The following is a 14,616-nucleotide window of genomic DNA, read 5'->3' on the forward strand; positions in this document are numbered from 1 at the left end:
CCGCTGCTGTTGCTTTTGCTCCATTAGGGGGTGATCGCGCCCGGCCGCGGGTGCAACACTTGACCTCATCGGCTGCTCCCAAGGAAGGGCCGGCGGATGAGCAGTAGCAGCAGTGATGGTGATGGCGACGCGATCCAGGACCTGGTGCGGGAGCGCCGCGCCGCGCTCTATGGCGACCATGCGCCGCCGGAAGGCGAGGGCCTGTGGGGCCTGGCGCTGTCGGGCGGCGGCATCCGCAGCGCCACCTTCTGCTTCGGCCTGATCAAGGCGCTGGCGCGCGAGGGCGCGCTGCTGCGCTTCGACCTGCTATCCACCGTCTCCGGCGGCGGCTATATCGGCGCGGCGGTCGGCAAGCTGTTCCACCAGGCGCGCAGCCCGGCCGAGGTGGTGCAGACCGCCGAGGCGCTGGCCAGCGCCGACAAGCGCTGGCTGGCCTGGTGGCTGCGCGCCAACGGCCGCTACCTGATCCCGCGCGGCCTGGCCGATGCGCTGTTCGCGGCCTCGCTGTACCTGCGCAACCTGCTGGCCATCCATCTGGAGATCGGCATCCTGGGCCTGCTGCTGGGCGCGGTGCTGGCGCTATTCAACATCCATCTCTGGCCCTGTGTGCAGGCCTGGCTGCCGGGTAGCGAGCCGGAGCGCAGCCTGGCGCTGCGCCTGCTGGTCTGGCTGCCGAGCAGCTGGCTGCTGCTGGCGCCGCAGTCCGCGGTCGCGCTGCTGCTGGCCTGCGCCTACTGGATGGTGCGCGAGCCCGGCCGGCGCGCCGCCTGGTCGCGCCTGGTGCTGGCGGCCACGCCGGCGCTCTGGGCCGGGGTGGCGGCGTTGCTGTGGTGGCTGCGGCCACGCGCCGTGGCCGGGGTCGCGGCGGATGCCGACTTCTGGCCGCCTGCGCTGTGGTGGGTCTGGGCGCTGGCCTTCGGCGCGGCGCTGGCCTGGGTGCTTGCGCCGCTCTACGCCGCGCTGCTGGCGCGCTGGCTGCTGCGCGCGGCGCGCCGGCAGGGCGAGACGCCGCCGGGCCCGCGCGAGCTGGCCGAGGCCTGCCGGCAGCGCCTGACCGGTCAGCTGGCGGGGCTGGGCCAGCTCGCGCTGGTGCTGCTGCTGCTGGGCCTGCTGGACCGGCTGGCCTGGTTCCTGGCCTTTGAGCTGGGCAAGCCGGGCTGGTACGGCACCGCGCTGGTCGCGCTGTCGGGCCTGCTGCGCCTCTTGCTGCCGCGCCTGGTGCCGAGCAGCTCGACCCTGGCGCCGGCCTGGGGCCTGTCGCTGGCGACACTCGGGCATCTGGCCGGTCTGCTGCTGCTGTTCCTGCTGGGCACCTGGTGGGTGTCGCTGGCCTATGCGCTGGTGCTGCAGCCCGATGTGGCCGCGCTGATCGCACCAGGCTCGAGCCGGCGCGCGCTGCTGCTGCTGATGGCCTGCCTGGGCTTCGCGCTGCTGACGGCCTGGAACATCGACTTCCTGAACCTCTCCTCCTTGCACCAGTTCTACCGCGCGCGCCTGGTGCGCAGCTATCTGGGTGCGGCGAACGGCCAGCGCTTCACGCCGGCGCGCGAGGGCAGCGACGATCCGCGCCTGCGCCCGCTGGAGGTGCCGCCGCAGGAGCCCGATGGCGGCTGGCGCGTGGCTTCGGTCGATGCGATGCACCGCGGCGACGACCTGCCGCAGCGCCGCTACGCGCCGCATGCGAACGGCGGCCCGGTGCACCTGATCAACTGCTGCATCAACCAGACCCATGATCCGCGCGGCGGCCTGTTCAACCAGGACCGGCGCGGCCTGCCGTTCACGATCGGGCCGCGCGGCGTCGCGCGCGTCGGCCTGCGGCCCTGGCGCAAGCTGGGAGGGCTGCGCGCGATGTCGCTGGGCAGCTGGATGGCGATCTCGGGCGCGGCCTTCGCGCCGGGCCTGGGTGGCATGACGCGCACCGGCGTCGCGGTGCTGGCGATGACGGCCGGACTGCGCCTGGGTCATTGGTGGGACAGCCGCGGCCTGAAGGATGCGCGGCGCGAGCGCGACAAGCGCCGCACGCCCTGGGCGCCGAAGTCGCGCATGGTGCTGGACGAGCTGCGCGGCCGCTTCGACGCCGAACGCATGCGCCATTGGTACCTCAGCGACGGCGGTCATTACGAGAACACCGGCGCCTATGCGCTGCTGGCCGAGCAATGCGGCCTGATCGTGTTGGCCGATTGCGGCGCCGATCCGCGCTACGGCTTTGGTGACCTGGAGAACCTGGTGCGCAAGGCCCGCATCGACCTGCAGACCGAGATCGAGTTCCTGCGCCCGGCGCGCCGCCATGGCGAGGCGGCCGATGGCCGCCTGTCGGCACCGTCGGCCTTCGGCTCGCTGAACGACCTGGCCTCGGCGCAGAGCATCAGCAGCCTGGCGCTGGCTCGCATCCAGTACCGGCGCAGCGGCGCGCGCGGCCTGCTGGTGGTCGTCAAGCCGAACATCTGCCCGGGCCTGCCGGTGGACCTGATCAACTTCAAGCGCGAGAACCCGCTGTTCCCGCAGCAGTCGACCACCGACCAGTTCTTCGACGAGGCGCAGTGGGAGAGCTACTTCACCCTCGGCGAGGAGCTGGGCGCCAACCTCGGCGATGGCCTGCTGCACCGCCTGCCCGAACTGGCCGATCGGGCCTTCGTCGTCGACGACGGCGTCAGCATGGGCCGGCGCGAGGGCGATGCCTTGCCCGGCCGCGGCGAGCCGGCCGCCGCCGGCAAGGCGGCAGCTGCAGCTTCGTCCCGCATGCCGGCGCGCCTCGGCGCCGGCCGTGCGGTGGCCGCGACCGTGGGCCTGAGCGCCGCGACGACCCTGGGCATCTCGCTGTGGCAGACGATCGACGCGCTGCGCACCCAGGGCTCGGAGGCGCAGCGCGAGGAGCGCCAGGCGCTGCGCGAGTTGGGCGAGCAGTTCGGCCGGCTGCAGGGCGGCACGGCCGATGGCGGCAAGGAGCTGGCCGCGCTGGCCGGCCAGCTGCTGCGCGTGGCCGACACGCAATGCCGAGGCGCTGGCGCCGGTGGCAACGCGTCGCAGGCCGGCTGGTTCCGCGGCTCGACCCTGGCGCAATGCGTGCTGCAGCAGACCCTCGCGCTATGCCTGCCGCGGCGCGGGGAGCTGCCGGCCTGCGCGCTGCTGCTGGAGTCACCCGCCCAGCGCTGCCTGGACATGGGCTGGCAGCGCCGCCAGCAGCAGCCGCGCCTGCTCTACTGGGGCCTGGACCTGAACCCGCCGGCGCCGAGCTGCCCGCCGGCGGCCCTGCTGGCGCTGGGCCCGGCCGGCACCCCTGCCGCGAGCGCGATGCCGGCGCCGCCGGCCGGCACCGATGCGCGCCAGGCCTGCCAGGCCCACAGCTTCTATCTGCAGATCCATGGCCCGGCCCAGCGCGCGGCGGCCGAGCGGCTGCGCGAGCGCTGGCAGGGTCAGGGCTTGCGCGTGGCGCCGGTCGAGGACCTGCTGGCCGCCAGCGCCCGCAGCGGCGAGCCGCCGCCCCGGCCCTATGCCCGCACCACGCTGCTGCTGCCGCCCGACGACCCGGCCGCGCAGGCCTGCGTGAGGGCGTTGCGCCCGCCGTCCGACTGGGACCTGCTGCGGCCGGCCGGCGGCCTGCAGGGCACGCCGGGGGTGATCGAGGTGTGGTGGGCGCGCTGAGACCTCATGCCTGCGGGCCAGCGCTGGTTTCTAATGCCGGCATCCTCGCCGGCCCTTCTTGCTCACTCACCATCGTGCTGAAACTGCTGCGCTCCCTGCTGTCTTCCACCGCCTCCGCAGCCCCGGCTCCGGCCGTGGCGCGTGCCCTGCCGCCGACGCGGATCGCGGCGCCCGGCGTCGAGGACCTGCTGCTGGCCGATCTGCTGACCGAGGCCGAGGGCCTGCCCTTCGTCGACTGGGCCCGGGTTCATGACTGGGTGGCACGAATTCCCGAGGATGATGCGTCGTCCGCATCGGCGCCGGATGCGGCGCGGGCGGTGGCCTGGACCGCCTGCGAGCGGGCCTGGCTGGAGCATCTGCGCGCCGCGCTCGGCGCCGGCTACCGGATCGATGCGGGCGAGGACGATGTGCTGCTGCTGTCCACCCTGGAACCCGCCGTGGCCGCCGCGACGCGGGCCTTCGTGAGCAAGACCCGGCAGCGGGTGGTCCGGCTGCTCGACGGTGTCGCGGAGGTGCCCGCCTGGGGCCACGAGATCTTGATCGTGTTCGAGGACGAGGCGAGCTACTACCGCTATGTGTCCTTCTACTACCCCGAGGCCGGCGAGTTCGCGGCCAGCGGCGGCATGTACATCAACCAGGGCTGCGGGCATTTCCTCACCGTGCAGGCGGACCTGCGCGCGATCGAGCCGGTGATCGCGCATGAGCTGACCCATGCCTGCCTGGGCCATCTGCCGCTGCCGGCCTGGCTCAACGAGGGCCTGGCGGTGAACACCGAGCAGCGGCTCTGCCCGCCGCCCGGCGATGTGTTCGGCGCGCGTCCCAGCCCGCAGGAGATGCACGCGCGCCACCAGGAATTCTGGGGTGCGGGCGAGATCCAGGAGTTCTGGTCGGGGCGCTCCTTCCTGCGTGCCGACCAGGGCAACGAGCTGTCCTACGACCTGGCGCGCATCCTGGTGGCGCAGCTGTCCGCCGCCGACTGGGCGCGCTTCCGCGACTTCGTGCTGGCCGCCAACCTGGAGGACGCGGGCGCGGCGGCGGCCCGCGCGCATCTGGGCATGGAACTCGCCGACCTGATCGCCGCCCTGCTGGAGCAGCCCGCCGACCCGTGCCGCTGGGCGCCCGATCCGCGGCGCTGGGAGGAGGCACCGGAGCGAGGGGCGTTTGCGCCGCCGCGATGAAGGCGTGCGCGCTCACAGGGTGCTTGCTGGTCTTGTCGGCATGCTTCCCGTCCGTTCATGCCGATCGGGACGGGCAGGCATCGGCGATGGCTTCTCCTCCTCCTCCTCCCGCGATCCTGCCCGGCGCGGTCGAGCGTCTGGGCGTGCAGCGCTTCGACGAGGCGGCAGCCGCCCTGGAGCGGCCGTTCGCGGAGCCCCTCGAGCTGTTGCTGCGTCGTGACGGCGAGGCGAGGAATGTCATCGCGCCACCTCATTGCCGGGCTCTGCTGGACTTGCGGCAGCACATCGTCGGCACCCGGCCCGCGATCGACTGGGGCGTCTTGCAGCAGCGGCTGGCGGATTGTCGGGCGCTGCAATGGCTGACGCGAGCGGCGCCGCCGCTGCACAGCGCCTTGCCCGTCGATCTGGCGGCGGCGCGCGACACGCGGCTCTGGCCCGCGCAGGCGCTGCGGCCCGCCGTCTCCCCCGACGAGATGGCCGCTATCCAGGCGCGTCCAGCGGCCAGTCTGCACGAGTTCAGCGGCCGGCGCCAATGGCGGTTCGTCGCCAGCGCGGGCCAGCAGGGTCAGGTCTTGCAACTGCGAGGCCCGGCCTACGAGCTGCAACTGCAATGGCTGGCGCGCGCCGACTTCGACGGCGACGGCTGGGAGGACTGGCTGCTGAACTGGCGGGCGCGTGCCGTCGATGGCAGCTGGCAATCGAGCCGCAACCTGCTGCTGACGCGCAAGCCGTCGCGCGCGGGGTCTTTCTCCGTGCGGGTTTCCGAATAGGCGGCCAAGCGTTATCGTGGGCGCTCAGGCTCCCGCCCGCCATGTCACGTTCGAAACGTACCCCCGGCCCATCAGCCCGTCGCTGCCCCTGCTGCTCGATGGTGAACCGCCTCTGCTTTTGGGGGCCTCGGCCTCCGGCCGTCTGGAAGCGGCCGGTGTTGTGGGCCTGCGCGGCGCTGCTGGCGCTGGGCTTTGGTGCGCTGATCCTCTGGCAACTCGTCGCGGCGATGAAGGGCGCATCGACGGGGGCCGGCCTCATCCTGCTGGCTGGCGCCCTGTGTGCGCTGGGGCTGCTGGGCCTGTGGGTCGCCTGGCGCGGCTGCGAGGCCTGCGTGGCCCGGGTGTTCGGGGAGCTCTGAACGCTCGGCGCGAAAGGAGCTATCGGCGATGCGCCTGGAACCCTATGTCCGTGTCGACGGCCGCTATGCCTTCTCGCTGACGGTCGAGGAACTACTGCGCCTGCGCGGTGAACCCTGGCGGCGGCAGCGCAATACGGTCGAGCTGGATGCCTATGACTATGGCGACATGGTGTTCCGCTTCCAGGACGGCGGGCGGCTGGAGGAGATCACGCTGCAGGCGCCGGTGCTGGAGCCGGGGCCGGTGCTGGCGGTGCCGTTCGCGAGCCTGGCGGACTTTGTCGAGGCACAGGATCCGCAGCACTTCCGTCGCGCCGGCTTCCTGGTCAGCCCGGCGCTGGGCATCGCCTTCGATCCCGGCGAGCCTTGCTGGCTGACCGTGCTGGCGCGCTTTTGCCTGCCGCAATGGGAGGCGTTGGGAGGCTAGGGCCTGTTAACGCTACGGCAGCAGGTCACAACCCTTCGGGAAGGCCCACCCCCAGGGGCCACTCGTCGTTGCAACGCTGGCCCGCACGCGAGTGCGGGCGGCGCGCTGCGCCTAGATTGGCCCCTGGGGGCGAGCCTTCGCGGCCTACTGCCGTAGCGTTAACAGGCCCTGGTTTTCCTCATCGCCCGGCGCAGGGACTGCTGCGCGATGCGTTGAAGGAGGCCTGGCGCGGCTGGGCCACGCTGATGCTGGGCCGGCCGCCGGGTCCGTTCAGCACGATGTTGGTGATCTTGAACGAGTAGATGCTGCTGCTGTTCTTGCCGCTGTTGTTGTAGCGCACATGGACGCGGTCGCCGGTCTCGAGGGTGCTGAGCCCGCCCGCATAGGCGATCAGCACGGCCTCGCCGGCGAACACAAAGTCCAGCCGGCGGTCCTGGTCCAGCGTGATCGGGTTGCCCGGCGCCACGCGGGCGCAGCGCGGCAGCTCGCCGGCATGGGCGGCCGGGAGCAGCAGCGCGGCGCACAGGAGAAGTAGGGTTGAGGAGCGGGCGTCCGGCATCGGGCCTTGATCGGTTGAAGGAAGAAGACAAGGGGCGCAGCCTAGGCCCCTGCAGCTGGCGAGCGCAAGACCGCATTGCGGATATCGATGCTGCGCCAGCGCATGTGGAGGAACATCGGCAGGCATATGCGAAAAGCGTTCATGCGTATGCGCAGGCTTTTCTTGGCCGGTGCCGGGGCGCGGCCTACATTGGACCGACCATGCCCCCACAAGCCGCCTTCGCCACGCATTCTTCTTCTCCACCTGCCGCTGCCGCGCTGCCGGCGCAGGACTTCCAGATCCAGGCCTTCGAAGGGGCGCCGCTGGGCGCCGAGGTGCTGGGCCTGGACCTCGGCCGGCCGCTCAGCGCCGCCGATTTCCAGCGCCTGCATCGCGCGCATCTGGACCACCATGTGCTGGTGTTCCGCGAGCAACGCATCACGCCGGCGCAGCAGGTCGAGTTCAGCCGTCGCTGGGGTGCGCTGCAGATCCATGTGCTGCGCCAGTTCCAGCTCGGGGGGCAGCCGGAGATCCTGCGCATCTCCAATATCCGCGACGCGGCCGGCCAGCCGATCGGGCTGGGCGATGCCGGGCATTACTGGCATTCGGACCTGTCGTACAAGGAGCAGCCCAGCCTGGGCTCGATGCTGCATGCGCAGGAGCTGCCTGCCGAGGGCGGCGACACCCTGTTCGCCAACCAGCATCTGGCCTGGGAGACCCTGCCCAAGGCGCTGCGCGCGCAGATCGACGGCCTGCGTGCCGAGCACAGCTATCTGGCTCGCTACGAGGAGCTGCGCGCGCGCAACCCCTGGCGCCCGCGGCTGACGCAGGCGCAGATCGACGAGGTGAGGCCGGTCGTGCAGCCGGTGGTGCGCACGCATCCGGAGACCGGCCGCAAGGCCCTGTTCGTCAGCGAGCATTTCACGACCCGCATCGTCGGCCTGCCCGAGACCGAGAGCCGCGCGCTGCTGGACGAGCTGTTCGCGCACAGCGTCAAGCCCGAGTTCGTCTACCGCCATCGCTGGCAGCCGCATGACCTGGTGTTCTGGGACAACCGCTCGCTGCTGCATCTGGCCGCCGGCTGCCCGGACCATCTGCGCCGCCTGCTCTACCGCACCACCATCGAAGGCGATCAGCCGCACTGAATCCATGAAGACAAGAAGACGCCTCATCACCACGCGCCTCGCGGCGCTGGGCCTGGCCGCGCTCGCGCTCGGTGGCGCGGCCCGGGCCGAGGGCCAGATCCGCATCGCCGAGCAGTTCGGCGTCGTCTACCTGCTGCTGAACATCGCGCAGGACCAGAAGCTGATCGAGAAGCATGGCAAGGCCCAGGGCCTGGACATCAAGGTCGAGAACGTCAAGCTCTCCGGCGGCGCGGCGGTCAACGACGCGCTGCTGTCCGGCAGCATCGACGTGGCGGGCGCCGGCGTCGGCCCGCTCTTGACCCTGTGGGACCGCACCCAGGGCCGGCAGAACGTGCGCGGCATCGCCTCGCTGGGCAACTTCCCCTACTACCTGACCACCAACAATCCGGCGGTCAAGACGATTGCCGATTTCAGCGACAAGGACCGCATCGCGCTGCCGGCGGTCGGCGTGTCGGTGCAGTCGCGCGTGCTGCAGCTGGCCTCGGCCAAGCTCTGGGGCGACGCGCACTACAACAGGCTCGACAAGCTGCAGATCGCTGTGCCGCATCCGGAGGCGACCGCGGCGATCATCAAGGGCGGCACCGAGATCAGCGCGCATTTCGGCAACCCGCCGTTCCAGGAGCAGGGCCTGGCCGGCAACCCGAACGCGCGCATCGTGCTGAAGAGCTACGAGGTGCTGGGCGGCCCCGCCTCGGCCACCGTGCTCTACGGCACCGAGAAGTTCCGCAAGGAGAACCCGAAGACCTACAAGGCCTTCGTCGACGCGCTGGCCGAGGCGGCCCGCTTCGCCAGCGACAAGCCGGAGCAATCGGCCGACATCTTCCTGCGCACCAACAACTCCAAGCTGGATCGCGACTTCCTGATCAAGATCATCAAGAACCCCGAGGTGCAGTTCAAGCTGACGCCGCAGAACACCTACGCGCTGGCCGACTTCATGCACCGGGTCGGCGCGATCAAGAACCGGCCGGCCTCGGCGAAGGACTATTTCTTCGACGACGCGCATAACGCCGCCGGCAGCTGAAATGGAACTGCCCCTCGCCCAGTCCCGCCCCGCTGAACGCGGGTGGGCCCGGTCGGTCCCCCGGGGGGACGCCGAGTTGCCCGGGCATCGAGCCCTGGCAACTCGGCAGGCGGGCCGGCTCGGGAGCGGCCCAGCGCTCGGCCCGGAAAAACATGCCCTGTTTCATGCGTCGAGGGGCGTGCGAAGCGCGGTGGAGCAACTGAGATGAGCCCCGGCGCACCGGCCGTCACGCCGATCCGCAAGCCCGCGCCGCTGCTGGCGGTGGACCGGGTCAGCCTGCAGTACCGTACGCCGGACCGCCTGGTACAGGCGACGCATGAGGTCAGCTTCGAGGTGCATGAGGCCGAGCGCTATGTGCTGCTGGGCCCCTCGGGCTGCGGCAAGTCCAGCCTGCTGAAGGCGGTGGCCGGCTTCGTCGCGCCGGCCGGCGGCGAGATCCGGCTCGAGGGTCAGGTCGTGCGCGGGCCGGGGCCGGACCGCATCGTGGTGTTCCAGGAGTTCGACCAACTGCCGCCCTGGAAGACGGTGCTGCAGAACGTCGAGTTCCCGCTGCTGGCCTCGCGCAGCCTGGGCCGCAAGGAGGCGGCCGAGCGCGCACGGCATTACCTGGCCAAGGTCGGGCTGGCCGGCTTTGCCCTGGCTTATCCGCACCAGCTGTCCGGCGGCATGAAGCAACGCGTCGCGATCGCGCGGGCGCTGGCGATGCAGCCGCGCGCGCTGCTGATGGACGAGCCCTTCGCGGCGCTGGACGCGCTGACCCGGCGCAAGATGCAGGAGGAGCTGCTGGCGCTGTGGGACGAGGTGCGCTTCACCCTGCTGTTCGTCACGCATTCGATCGAGGAGGCGCTGGTGGTGGGGAGCCGCATCGCGCTGCTGTCGCCGCATCCGGGCCGGCTGCGCGCCGAGATCAACAGCCATGCCTACGATCTGCAGAGCCTGGGCGGCGCTGCCTTCCAGGCCAGCGCTCAGCGCATCCACCGCCTGCTGTTCGAGGAAGCCGAGCCCGAGGCACTCGCGCTGGCGCGGACCGCATGAACAACACCGTCCTGCCCACGCCACCGATCCGCCCCGAGTTCGAGCGCGCGCTGCCCCCGCTGGACGCGGCCGCGCTGCCGGAGCGAGCGCTGCCGCTGGCCGCGCGCGCCTGGCAGCAGGGCTGGCTGCGCCGCGGCCTGATCCTGCTCGTGCTGGCCCTGGCATGGGAGCTGGTCGCGCGCTGGCAGGCCAACGACCTGCTGCTGCCGACCTTCGGCCAGACCGCCCGCGCGGTGGCCGAGGGCCTGGCCAGCGGCGAGCTGATCACCAAGGCGCGCATCTCGCTGGCCCTGCTGCTGCAGGGCTATGCCGGCGGCGTGCTGGCGGCCTTCGGCCTGACGACCCTGGCCGTGTCGACCCGCCTCGGGCGCGACCTGCTGGCGACGCTGACCGCGATGTTCAACCCGCTGCCGGCGATCGCGCTGCTGCCGCTGGCCCTGCTGTGGTTCGGCCTGGGCGCGGGCAGCCTGATCTTCGTGCTGATCCATGCGGTGCTGTGGCCGCTGGCGCTGAACATGCATGCCGGCTTTCAGGCCGTGCCCGAGACCCTGCGCATGGCCGGGCGCAACTACGGCCTGACGGGGCTGCGCTATGTGCTGCAGATCCTGGTGCCGGCGGCGCTGCCGGCGATCCTGGCCGGGCTGCGCATCGGCTGGGCCTTCGCCTGGCGCACCCTGATCGCGGCCGAGCTGGTGTTCGGCGCCTCATCGGGCCGGGGCGGGCTCGGCTGGTACATCTTCCAGAACCGCAACGAGCTCTACACCGACCGCGTCTTCGCCGGGTTGGTGCTGGTGATCCTGATCGGCCTGGCGGTCGAGAGCCTGGTGTTCAACACCTTGGAGCGGCTGACGGTCAAACGCTGGGGGATGCAGCGTTAGGCCGGCCGCGCCACCGGCCATTCGACGACAAAGGTCGTGCCCTCGTCGGGCCGGCTCTTCACCTGGATCGCACCGCACAGCGCGTCGATCATCTGCTTGACCACCACCAGGCCCAGCCCGGTGCCCTGCACGCGGCCGTCATGCTCCTGGCCCAGGCGGTTGAAGGGCTGGAACAGCTGGGCCTGCTGCTCGTCGCTGAGGCCCACGCCGGTGTCCGCCACCTCGATGCGCAGCCGGTCCTCGTGCAGCGAGAGCCGCGCGGTGACGCTGCCGCCGGGGCGGTTGTACTTGATCGCATTGGTCAGCAGATTGGCCAGCACCTGGCGCAGGCGCCGGCCGTCGGAGACCACCACTGCGCTGTCGCCCGCCAGGTGCAGCGCGATATGGCGCTCCTGCGCGGCCTGGGCCACCATGTCGCGGCAATCGTCCAGCACGGCGTTCAGGTCGACCGGCTCCTCGGCCACCTGCAGCATGCCGGCCTCGATGCGGGCGATGTCCAGCACATCGTCGACCAGCTTCAGCAGATGCCAGCCGGCGGTCTCGATATGCCGCAGCCAATCGTGCTGGCGCTCGGACAGGCGCTGCGACTCGCCGGCCAGCAGCTGGGCGAAGCCCAGCACCGCGTTCAGCGGCGTGCGCAGCTCATGGCTCATGCGCGAGAGGAACTCGCTCTTGGCGCGGCTGGCCTGCTCGGCCGCGGCGCGGGCGCGGTCGGCGTCCTGCAGGCGCAGGCGCTCGGCCGTCTCCAGCTCCAGCGCGCGGGTGCGCTCCAGCACGCGCTGCTCCAGCTGCTGGCTCAGCTGCTGCAGCCGCGCCTCGGCCGCGCGGCGCTCCGCCACCTCGGTCTCCAGCCGCCCCACCATCTGCTCCAGGGTCGCGGTGCTGGGCAGGCGCAGCGCCGCCGGCATCAGCCACCACAGCGCGATCGCGGTCACCACCGAGACGCCGGCCGTCGCGGCCTTGGTATAGCCCTGCAACCAGTACTGCGGCCACCAGATCGTCAGGATGTCCACCACATGGGTGCTGCCGCACAGGAAGATGAAGGCCGAGAACATCAGGAAGATCCAGTTGAACTTCAGGTCCTGGCGGCGCCGCACGAAGACCAGCAGGGTCAGCGGGATCGAGAAGTAGGCCAGCGCGATCAGCATGTCGGAGCCGACCATCAGCCCGAGCAGGGTGGGGCTCCACTGGAAGCAGTAGCCATGCGGCAGAAAGCCCTGGCTGGCGGTCCATTGCAGCAGATCCTGACCCATATGGTTCTCCCTGTCGGCGGCGCCCGCTCTTTATGCTCTCGCCGCGCGATGCTGGCAAGCGCGGCGATGCCGCCGGCGTCCTGTGTCCGCGTGACATGCGCTACGCTGCCTGCCACGATGTCTTCCGCCCACCACGCCGCCGCCCCGTTCCCCTTGCGCCTGCCGCCGGGCGCGGACCTGCGCCGCGCCTTGCAGGCCGAACTGCTGACGCAGGGCCAGCGCGCCGGCTTCGTGCTGGCCGGCATTGGCAGTCTCTGCGGCGCCGCGCTGCGCCTGGCCGGCGCGCGGGAGCCGCTGCTGCTGACGGGCGACATCGAGATCCTGAGCCTGAGCGGCAGCCTCTCGCCCGACGGCGCCCATCTGCATATCAGCCTGGCCGATGCCGACGGGCGCGTGCTGGGCGGCCATGTGGCGCCGGGCTGCCTCGTGCGCACCACGGCCGAGCTGCTGCTGCTCTGGCTGCCGGACTGGGATTTCGCCCGCGAGCCCGATCCCGCCACCGGCTACCCGGAGCTGCGCGTGCGGCCTCGGGCATGATGGCGGGCCTGTCTGGCATCGAGGGAGAAGAGGGCCATGGGCCTGGAGTTCGCAAAGACCCTGGCGCTGTTCGTCGCCACCGCGCTGGCCGAGATCGCCGGCTGCTACCTGCCCTGGCTCTGGCTGAAGAAGGACGGCTCGGCCTGGCTGCTGCTGCCCGCCGTGTTGTGCCTGGCCCTGTTTGCCTGGCTGCTGAGCCTGCATCCGCAGGCCGCGGGCCGGGTCTACGCGGCCTATGGCGGCGTCTACATCGGCGCGGCGCTGGCCTGGCTGTGGCTGGTCGACGGCCTGAAGCCCAGCCCCTGGGACCTGGCCGGTGCGGCCGTCGCGCTGTGCGGCATGGCGCTGATCATGTTGCAGCCCCAGCGCGGCTGACGCGATGGTGATCAAGGAGCGGTCGAGATGAGTCGTGAGTCTTCCTTCGCCTGGGCCCTGGTCGGCCCGGGCCGCATCGCCGGCCGCTTTGCCGAGGCGGTGACGCAACTGCCGGGCATGCATCTGGCTGCGGTGGTCGGGCGCGATGCCGCGCGTGCCGCGGCCTTTGCCGCGCGCTGGCCGCAAGGAGAAGAGGGCGCGTTGCCGCGGGCCGGCGACGATCTCGCCGCGCTGCTGACCGATCCGGCGATCGACGGCGTCTATGTCGCGACGCCCCATGCCCAGCATGGCGCCGTGGTGCGCGCCTGCCTGCAGGCCGGCAAGGCGGTGCTGTGCGAGAAGTCGCTGGTGCCGACCCGGGCCGAGGCCGAGCCGCTGGCGGCGCTGGCGCGCGAGCGCCGCGTGTTCCTGATGGAGGCGCTGTGGACGCGCTTCCTGCCGGTCTACCAGCGCGTCGGCGCATGGCTGCGCGAAGGCCGCATCGGCGAGCTGCGCGCGATCCAGTCCAGCTTCTGCTTCCCTGCCCCCTACGACCCGGCGAGCCGTTTGTTCGACCCGGCGCTGGCCGGCGGCGCGCTGCTGGACGTGGGCGTCTACAGCCTGAGCGTGACGCGCTGGGCGCTGCAGCAGCAGACGCCGGGCGGCCGCTGCCCGGAGTTCGAACAGCTGCAGGTGCGCGGCGCGCTGGCACCCACCGGCGTGGACCTGCGCTTTCACGCCACCCTGGACTTCCCCGGCGGCATCGTCGCCCAGCACTACTGCGCGCTCGACGCCAGCGGCGACAACGCGCTGCGCCTGATCGGCTCGCGCGGCCATATCGTGCTGCCCCAGCGCTTCTGGCAGGCCACCGAGGCGCGGCTGCAGCTGCATGGCGAGCCCGAGGCAGAGGTTGCCAGCCTGCCCTTCGCGATCAACGGCTTCGAGGGCGAGATCGAGGAGGCGGTGCGCTGCGTGCGCGCCGGCCTGATCGAAAGCCCGCACATGCCGCTGGACGAGAGCCTGGCCACGCTGGGGTGGATGGACGAGATCCGGCGAAGGCTGGGGGTGAGGTATCCGTTCGAGACCGAGGTCGCATGAGCGATAGGGTGCCCAGGGCCCGCCGCGCCGACCGGCTGGTCGCCGCGCTGGTCTTCGGTGGGCTGCTGGCCTACTGCGTCCATGGTGCGCTCACCGGTGCGCTGTTCATCCCCGCCACGCGCGGTGGGGGCGCGGGCGTCAATTTGCCGGCCGCGGCCGCCTGGAGCCTGGCCGGCGGCTTTGCCACCCTGTGGCTGGCGGTGGAGTTGCGCATGGGCTTGTTGCCGGCCTTGCTGAGGCCGCGCGGCCGCGTGTGCCTTGAGTTCCTGTTGCTGGCGGCGGGTCTCGTGCTGATGTGGCTGGCCTATCGCTGGCCGGGACCGCCGGCGTGAGTTCAGAATGCTTGCTGACCAATCAATCAAAACTGTCGCGGGAGCCGTACCG

At 71.6% G+C, this 14,616-nt stretch carries 15 protein-coding genes; 13 read left to right on the forward strand and 2 right to left on the reverse strand.

Features of this window, described 5'->3' with window-relative positions; genetic code table 11:
* The first annotated feature begins 96 nt into the window (after positions 1-96).
* The 5 genes from G8A07_RS27700 to G8A07_RS04175 all read left to right on the forward strand — a co-directional run bounded on the left by G8A07_RS27700 (position 97) and on the right by G8A07_RS04175 (position 6,373).
* Entirely contained in the window at positions 97-3,642 is a 3,546-nt protein-coding gene (locus G8A07_RS27700) for a patatin-like phospholipase family protein (RefSeq protein ID WP_213086233.1), read from the forward strand.
* Between the two features lie 74 nt (positions 3,643-3,716).
* A complete protein-coding gene (locus G8A07_RS04160) occupies positions 3,717-4,820 on the forward strand; it encodes a hypothetical protein (protein ID WP_195795842.1) in 1,104 nt (367 codons plus the stop codon).
* A gap of 86 nt (positions 4,821-4,906) precedes the next feature.
* The gene (locus G8A07_RS04165; protein ID WP_195795843.1) at positions 4,907-5,590 is read left to right on the forward strand and encodes a hypothetical protein; all 684 of its coding nucleotides are present in this window, start codon (positions 4,907-4,909) and stop codon (positions 5,588-5,590) included.
* Between the two features lie 155 nt (positions 5,591-5,745).
* The gene (locus G8A07_RS04170) at positions 5,746-5,949 is read left to right on the forward strand and encodes a hypothetical protein (RefSeq protein WP_195795844.1); all 204 of its coding nucleotides are present in this window, start codon (positions 5,746-5,748) and stop codon (positions 5,947-5,949) included.
* Positions 5,950-5,977: 28 nt separating this feature from the next.
* Positions 5,978-6,373: a hypothetical protein gene (locus tag G8A07_RS04175; protein WP_195795845.1), complete on the forward strand. Its 396-nt coding sequence runs from the start codon at positions 5,978-5,980 to the stop codon at positions 6,371-6,373.
* Between the two features lie 178 nt (positions 6,374-6,551).
* Here G8A07_RS04175 and G8A07_RS04180 read toward each other — a convergent pair whose 3' ends face one another.
* On the reverse strand, positions 6,552-6,932 hold the full coding sequence (locus G8A07_RS04180; protein WP_195795846.1) for a hypothetical protein: 381 nt from the start codon (positions 6,930-6,932) through the stop codon (positions 6,552-6,554).
* Positions 6,933-7,132: 200 nt separating this feature from the next.
* Between G8A07_RS04180 and G8A07_RS04185 the strand changes: the two genes are divergently transcribed.
* The 4 genes from G8A07_RS04185 (at position 7,133) to G8A07_RS04200 (ending at position 10,990) form a co-directional block, all read left to right on the forward strand.
* Positions 7,133-8,056 (forward strand): TauD/TfdA family dioxygenase, encoded by a 924-nt coding sequence (locus G8A07_RS04185; protein ID WP_195795847.1) that lies wholly within the window; start codon positions 7,133-7,135, stop codon positions 8,054-8,056.
* A 4-nt stretch (positions 8,057-8,060) separates the two neighbouring features.
* Positions 8,061-9,077, forward strand: coding sequence for an ABC transporter substrate-binding protein (locus tag G8A07_RS04190; protein WP_195795848.1), 1,017 nt, complete (start codon positions 8,061-8,063; stop codon positions 9,075-9,077).
* Positions 9,078-9,281: 204 nt separating this feature from the next.
* Positions 9,282-10,112 (forward strand): ABC transporter ATP-binding protein, encoded by an 831-nt coding sequence (locus G8A07_RS04195; protein WP_195795849.1) that lies wholly within the window; start codon positions 9,282-9,284, stop codon positions 10,110-10,112.
* Complete coding sequence (locus G8A07_RS04200) at positions 10,109-10,990, forward strand: ABC transporter permease (protein WP_195795850.1); 882 nt, start codon at positions 10,109-10,111, stop codon at positions 10,988-10,990. The genes G8A07_RS04195 and G8A07_RS04200 overlap by 4 nt, the downstream gene beginning before the upstream one ends.
* Here the strand turns inward: G8A07_RS04200 and G8A07_RS04205 are convergent.
* Complete coding sequence (locus G8A07_RS04205; protein WP_195795851.1) at positions 10,987-12,243, reverse strand: sensor histidine kinase KdpD; 1,257 nt, start codon at positions 12,241-12,243, stop codon at positions 10,987-10,989. The two genes, G8A07_RS04200 and G8A07_RS04205, sit on opposite strands and share 4 nt — an antisense overlap.
* A 117-nt stretch (positions 12,244-12,360) precedes the next feature.
* Here G8A07_RS04205 and G8A07_RS04210 point away from each other — a divergent pair, with 117 nt between their 5' ends.
* Genes G8A07_RS04210 through G8A07_RS04225 form a run of 4 tightly spaced genes read left to right on the forward strand, consistent with a single transcriptional unit; the run spans position 12,361 to position 14,564 of the window.
* Positions 12,361-12,780 carry a PPC domain-containing DNA-binding protein gene (locus G8A07_RS04210; protein ID WP_195795852.1) on the forward strand — a complete coding sequence of 140 codons (420 nt, stop codon included), beginning with the start codon at positions 12,361-12,363 and terminating at the stop codon, positions 12,778-12,780.
* A 36-nt stretch (positions 12,781-12,816) separates the two neighbouring features.
* The gene (locus G8A07_RS04215; protein ID WP_195795853.1) at positions 12,817-13,155 is read left to right on the forward strand and encodes a YnfA family protein; all 339 of its coding nucleotides are present in this window, start codon (positions 12,817-12,819) and stop codon (positions 13,153-13,155) included.
* Between the two features lie 27 nt (positions 13,156-13,182).
* Positions 13,183-14,232: a Gfo/Idh/MocA family protein gene (locus G8A07_RS04220; RefSeq protein WP_195795854.1), complete on the forward strand. Its 1,050-nt coding sequence runs from the start codon at positions 13,183-13,185 to the stop codon at positions 14,230-14,232.
* Positions 14,229-14,564 carry a hypothetical protein gene (locus tag G8A07_RS04225; RefSeq protein ID WP_195795855.1) on the forward strand — a complete coding sequence of 112 codons (336 nt, stop codon included), beginning with the start codon at positions 14,229-14,231 and terminating at the stop codon, positions 14,562-14,564. Before G8A07_RS04220 ends, G8A07_RS04225 begins: the two co-directional genes overlap by 4 nt.
* The last annotated feature ends 52 nt before the right edge of the window (positions 14,565-14,616 follow it).

Source organism: Roseateles sp. DAIF2, assembly GCF_015624425.1.
Taxonomy (GTDB): domain Bacteria; phylum Pseudomonadota; class Gammaproteobacteria; order Burkholderiales; family Burkholderiaceae_C; genus Kinneretia.

What these genes read in the sequence shown, in the direction of transcription:
- G8A07_RS27700 (WP_213086233.1), top strand. Translation starts at nt 97, where the DNA reads ATGAGCAGTAGCAGCAGTGATGGTGATGGCGACGCGATCCAGGACCTG.
- G8A07_RS04165 (WP_195795843.1), top strand. Translation starts at nt 4,907, where the DNA reads ATGGCTTCTCCTCCTCCTCCTCCCGCGATCCTGCCCGGCGCGGTCGAG.
- G8A07_RS04175 (WP_195795845.1), top strand. Translation starts at nt 5,978, where the DNA reads ATGCGCCTGGAACCCTATGTCCGTGTCGACGGCCGCTATGCCTTCTCG.
- G8A07_RS04180 (WP_195795846.1), bottom strand. Translation starts at nt 6,932, where the DNA reads ATGCCGGACGCCCGCTCCTCAACCCTACTTCTCCTGTGCGCCGCGCTG.
- G8A07_RS04185 (WP_195795847.1), top strand. Translation starts at nt 7,133, where the DNA reads ATGCCCCCACAAGCCGCCTTCGCCACGCATTCTTCTTCTCCACCTGCC.
- G8A07_RS04190 (WP_195795848.1), top strand. Translation starts at nt 8,061, where the DNA reads ATGAAGACAAGAAGACGCCTCATCACCACGCGCCTCGCGGCGCTGGGC.
- G8A07_RS04195 (WP_195795849.1), top strand. Translation starts at nt 9,282, where the DNA reads ATGAGCCCCGGCGCACCGGCCGTCACGCCGATCCGCAAGCCCGCGCCG.
- G8A07_RS04200 (WP_195795850.1), top strand. Translation starts at nt 10,109, where the DNA reads ATGAACAACACCGTCCTGCCCACGCCACCGATCCGCCCCGAGTTCGAG.
- G8A07_RS04205 (WP_195795851.1), bottom strand. Translation starts at nt 12,243, where the DNA reads ATGGGTCAGGATCTGCTGCAATGGACCGCCAGCCAGGGCTTTCTGCCG.
- G8A07_RS04210 (WP_195795852.1), top strand. Translation starts at nt 12,361, where the DNA reads ATGTCTTCCGCCCACCACGCCGCCGCCCCGTTCCCCTTGCGCCTGCCG.
- G8A07_RS04215 (WP_195795853.1), top strand. Translation starts at nt 12,817, where the DNA reads ATGGGCCTGGAGTTCGCAAAGACCCTGGCGCTGTTCGTCGCCACCGCG.
- G8A07_RS04220 (WP_195795854.1), top strand. Translation starts at nt 13,183, where the DNA reads ATGAGTCGTGAGTCTTCCTTCGCCTGGGCCCTGGTCGGCCCGGGCCGC.
- G8A07_RS04225 (WP_195795855.1), top strand. Translation starts at nt 14,229, where the DNA reads ATGAGCGATAGGGTGCCCAGGGCCCGCCGCGCCGACCGGCTGGTCGCC.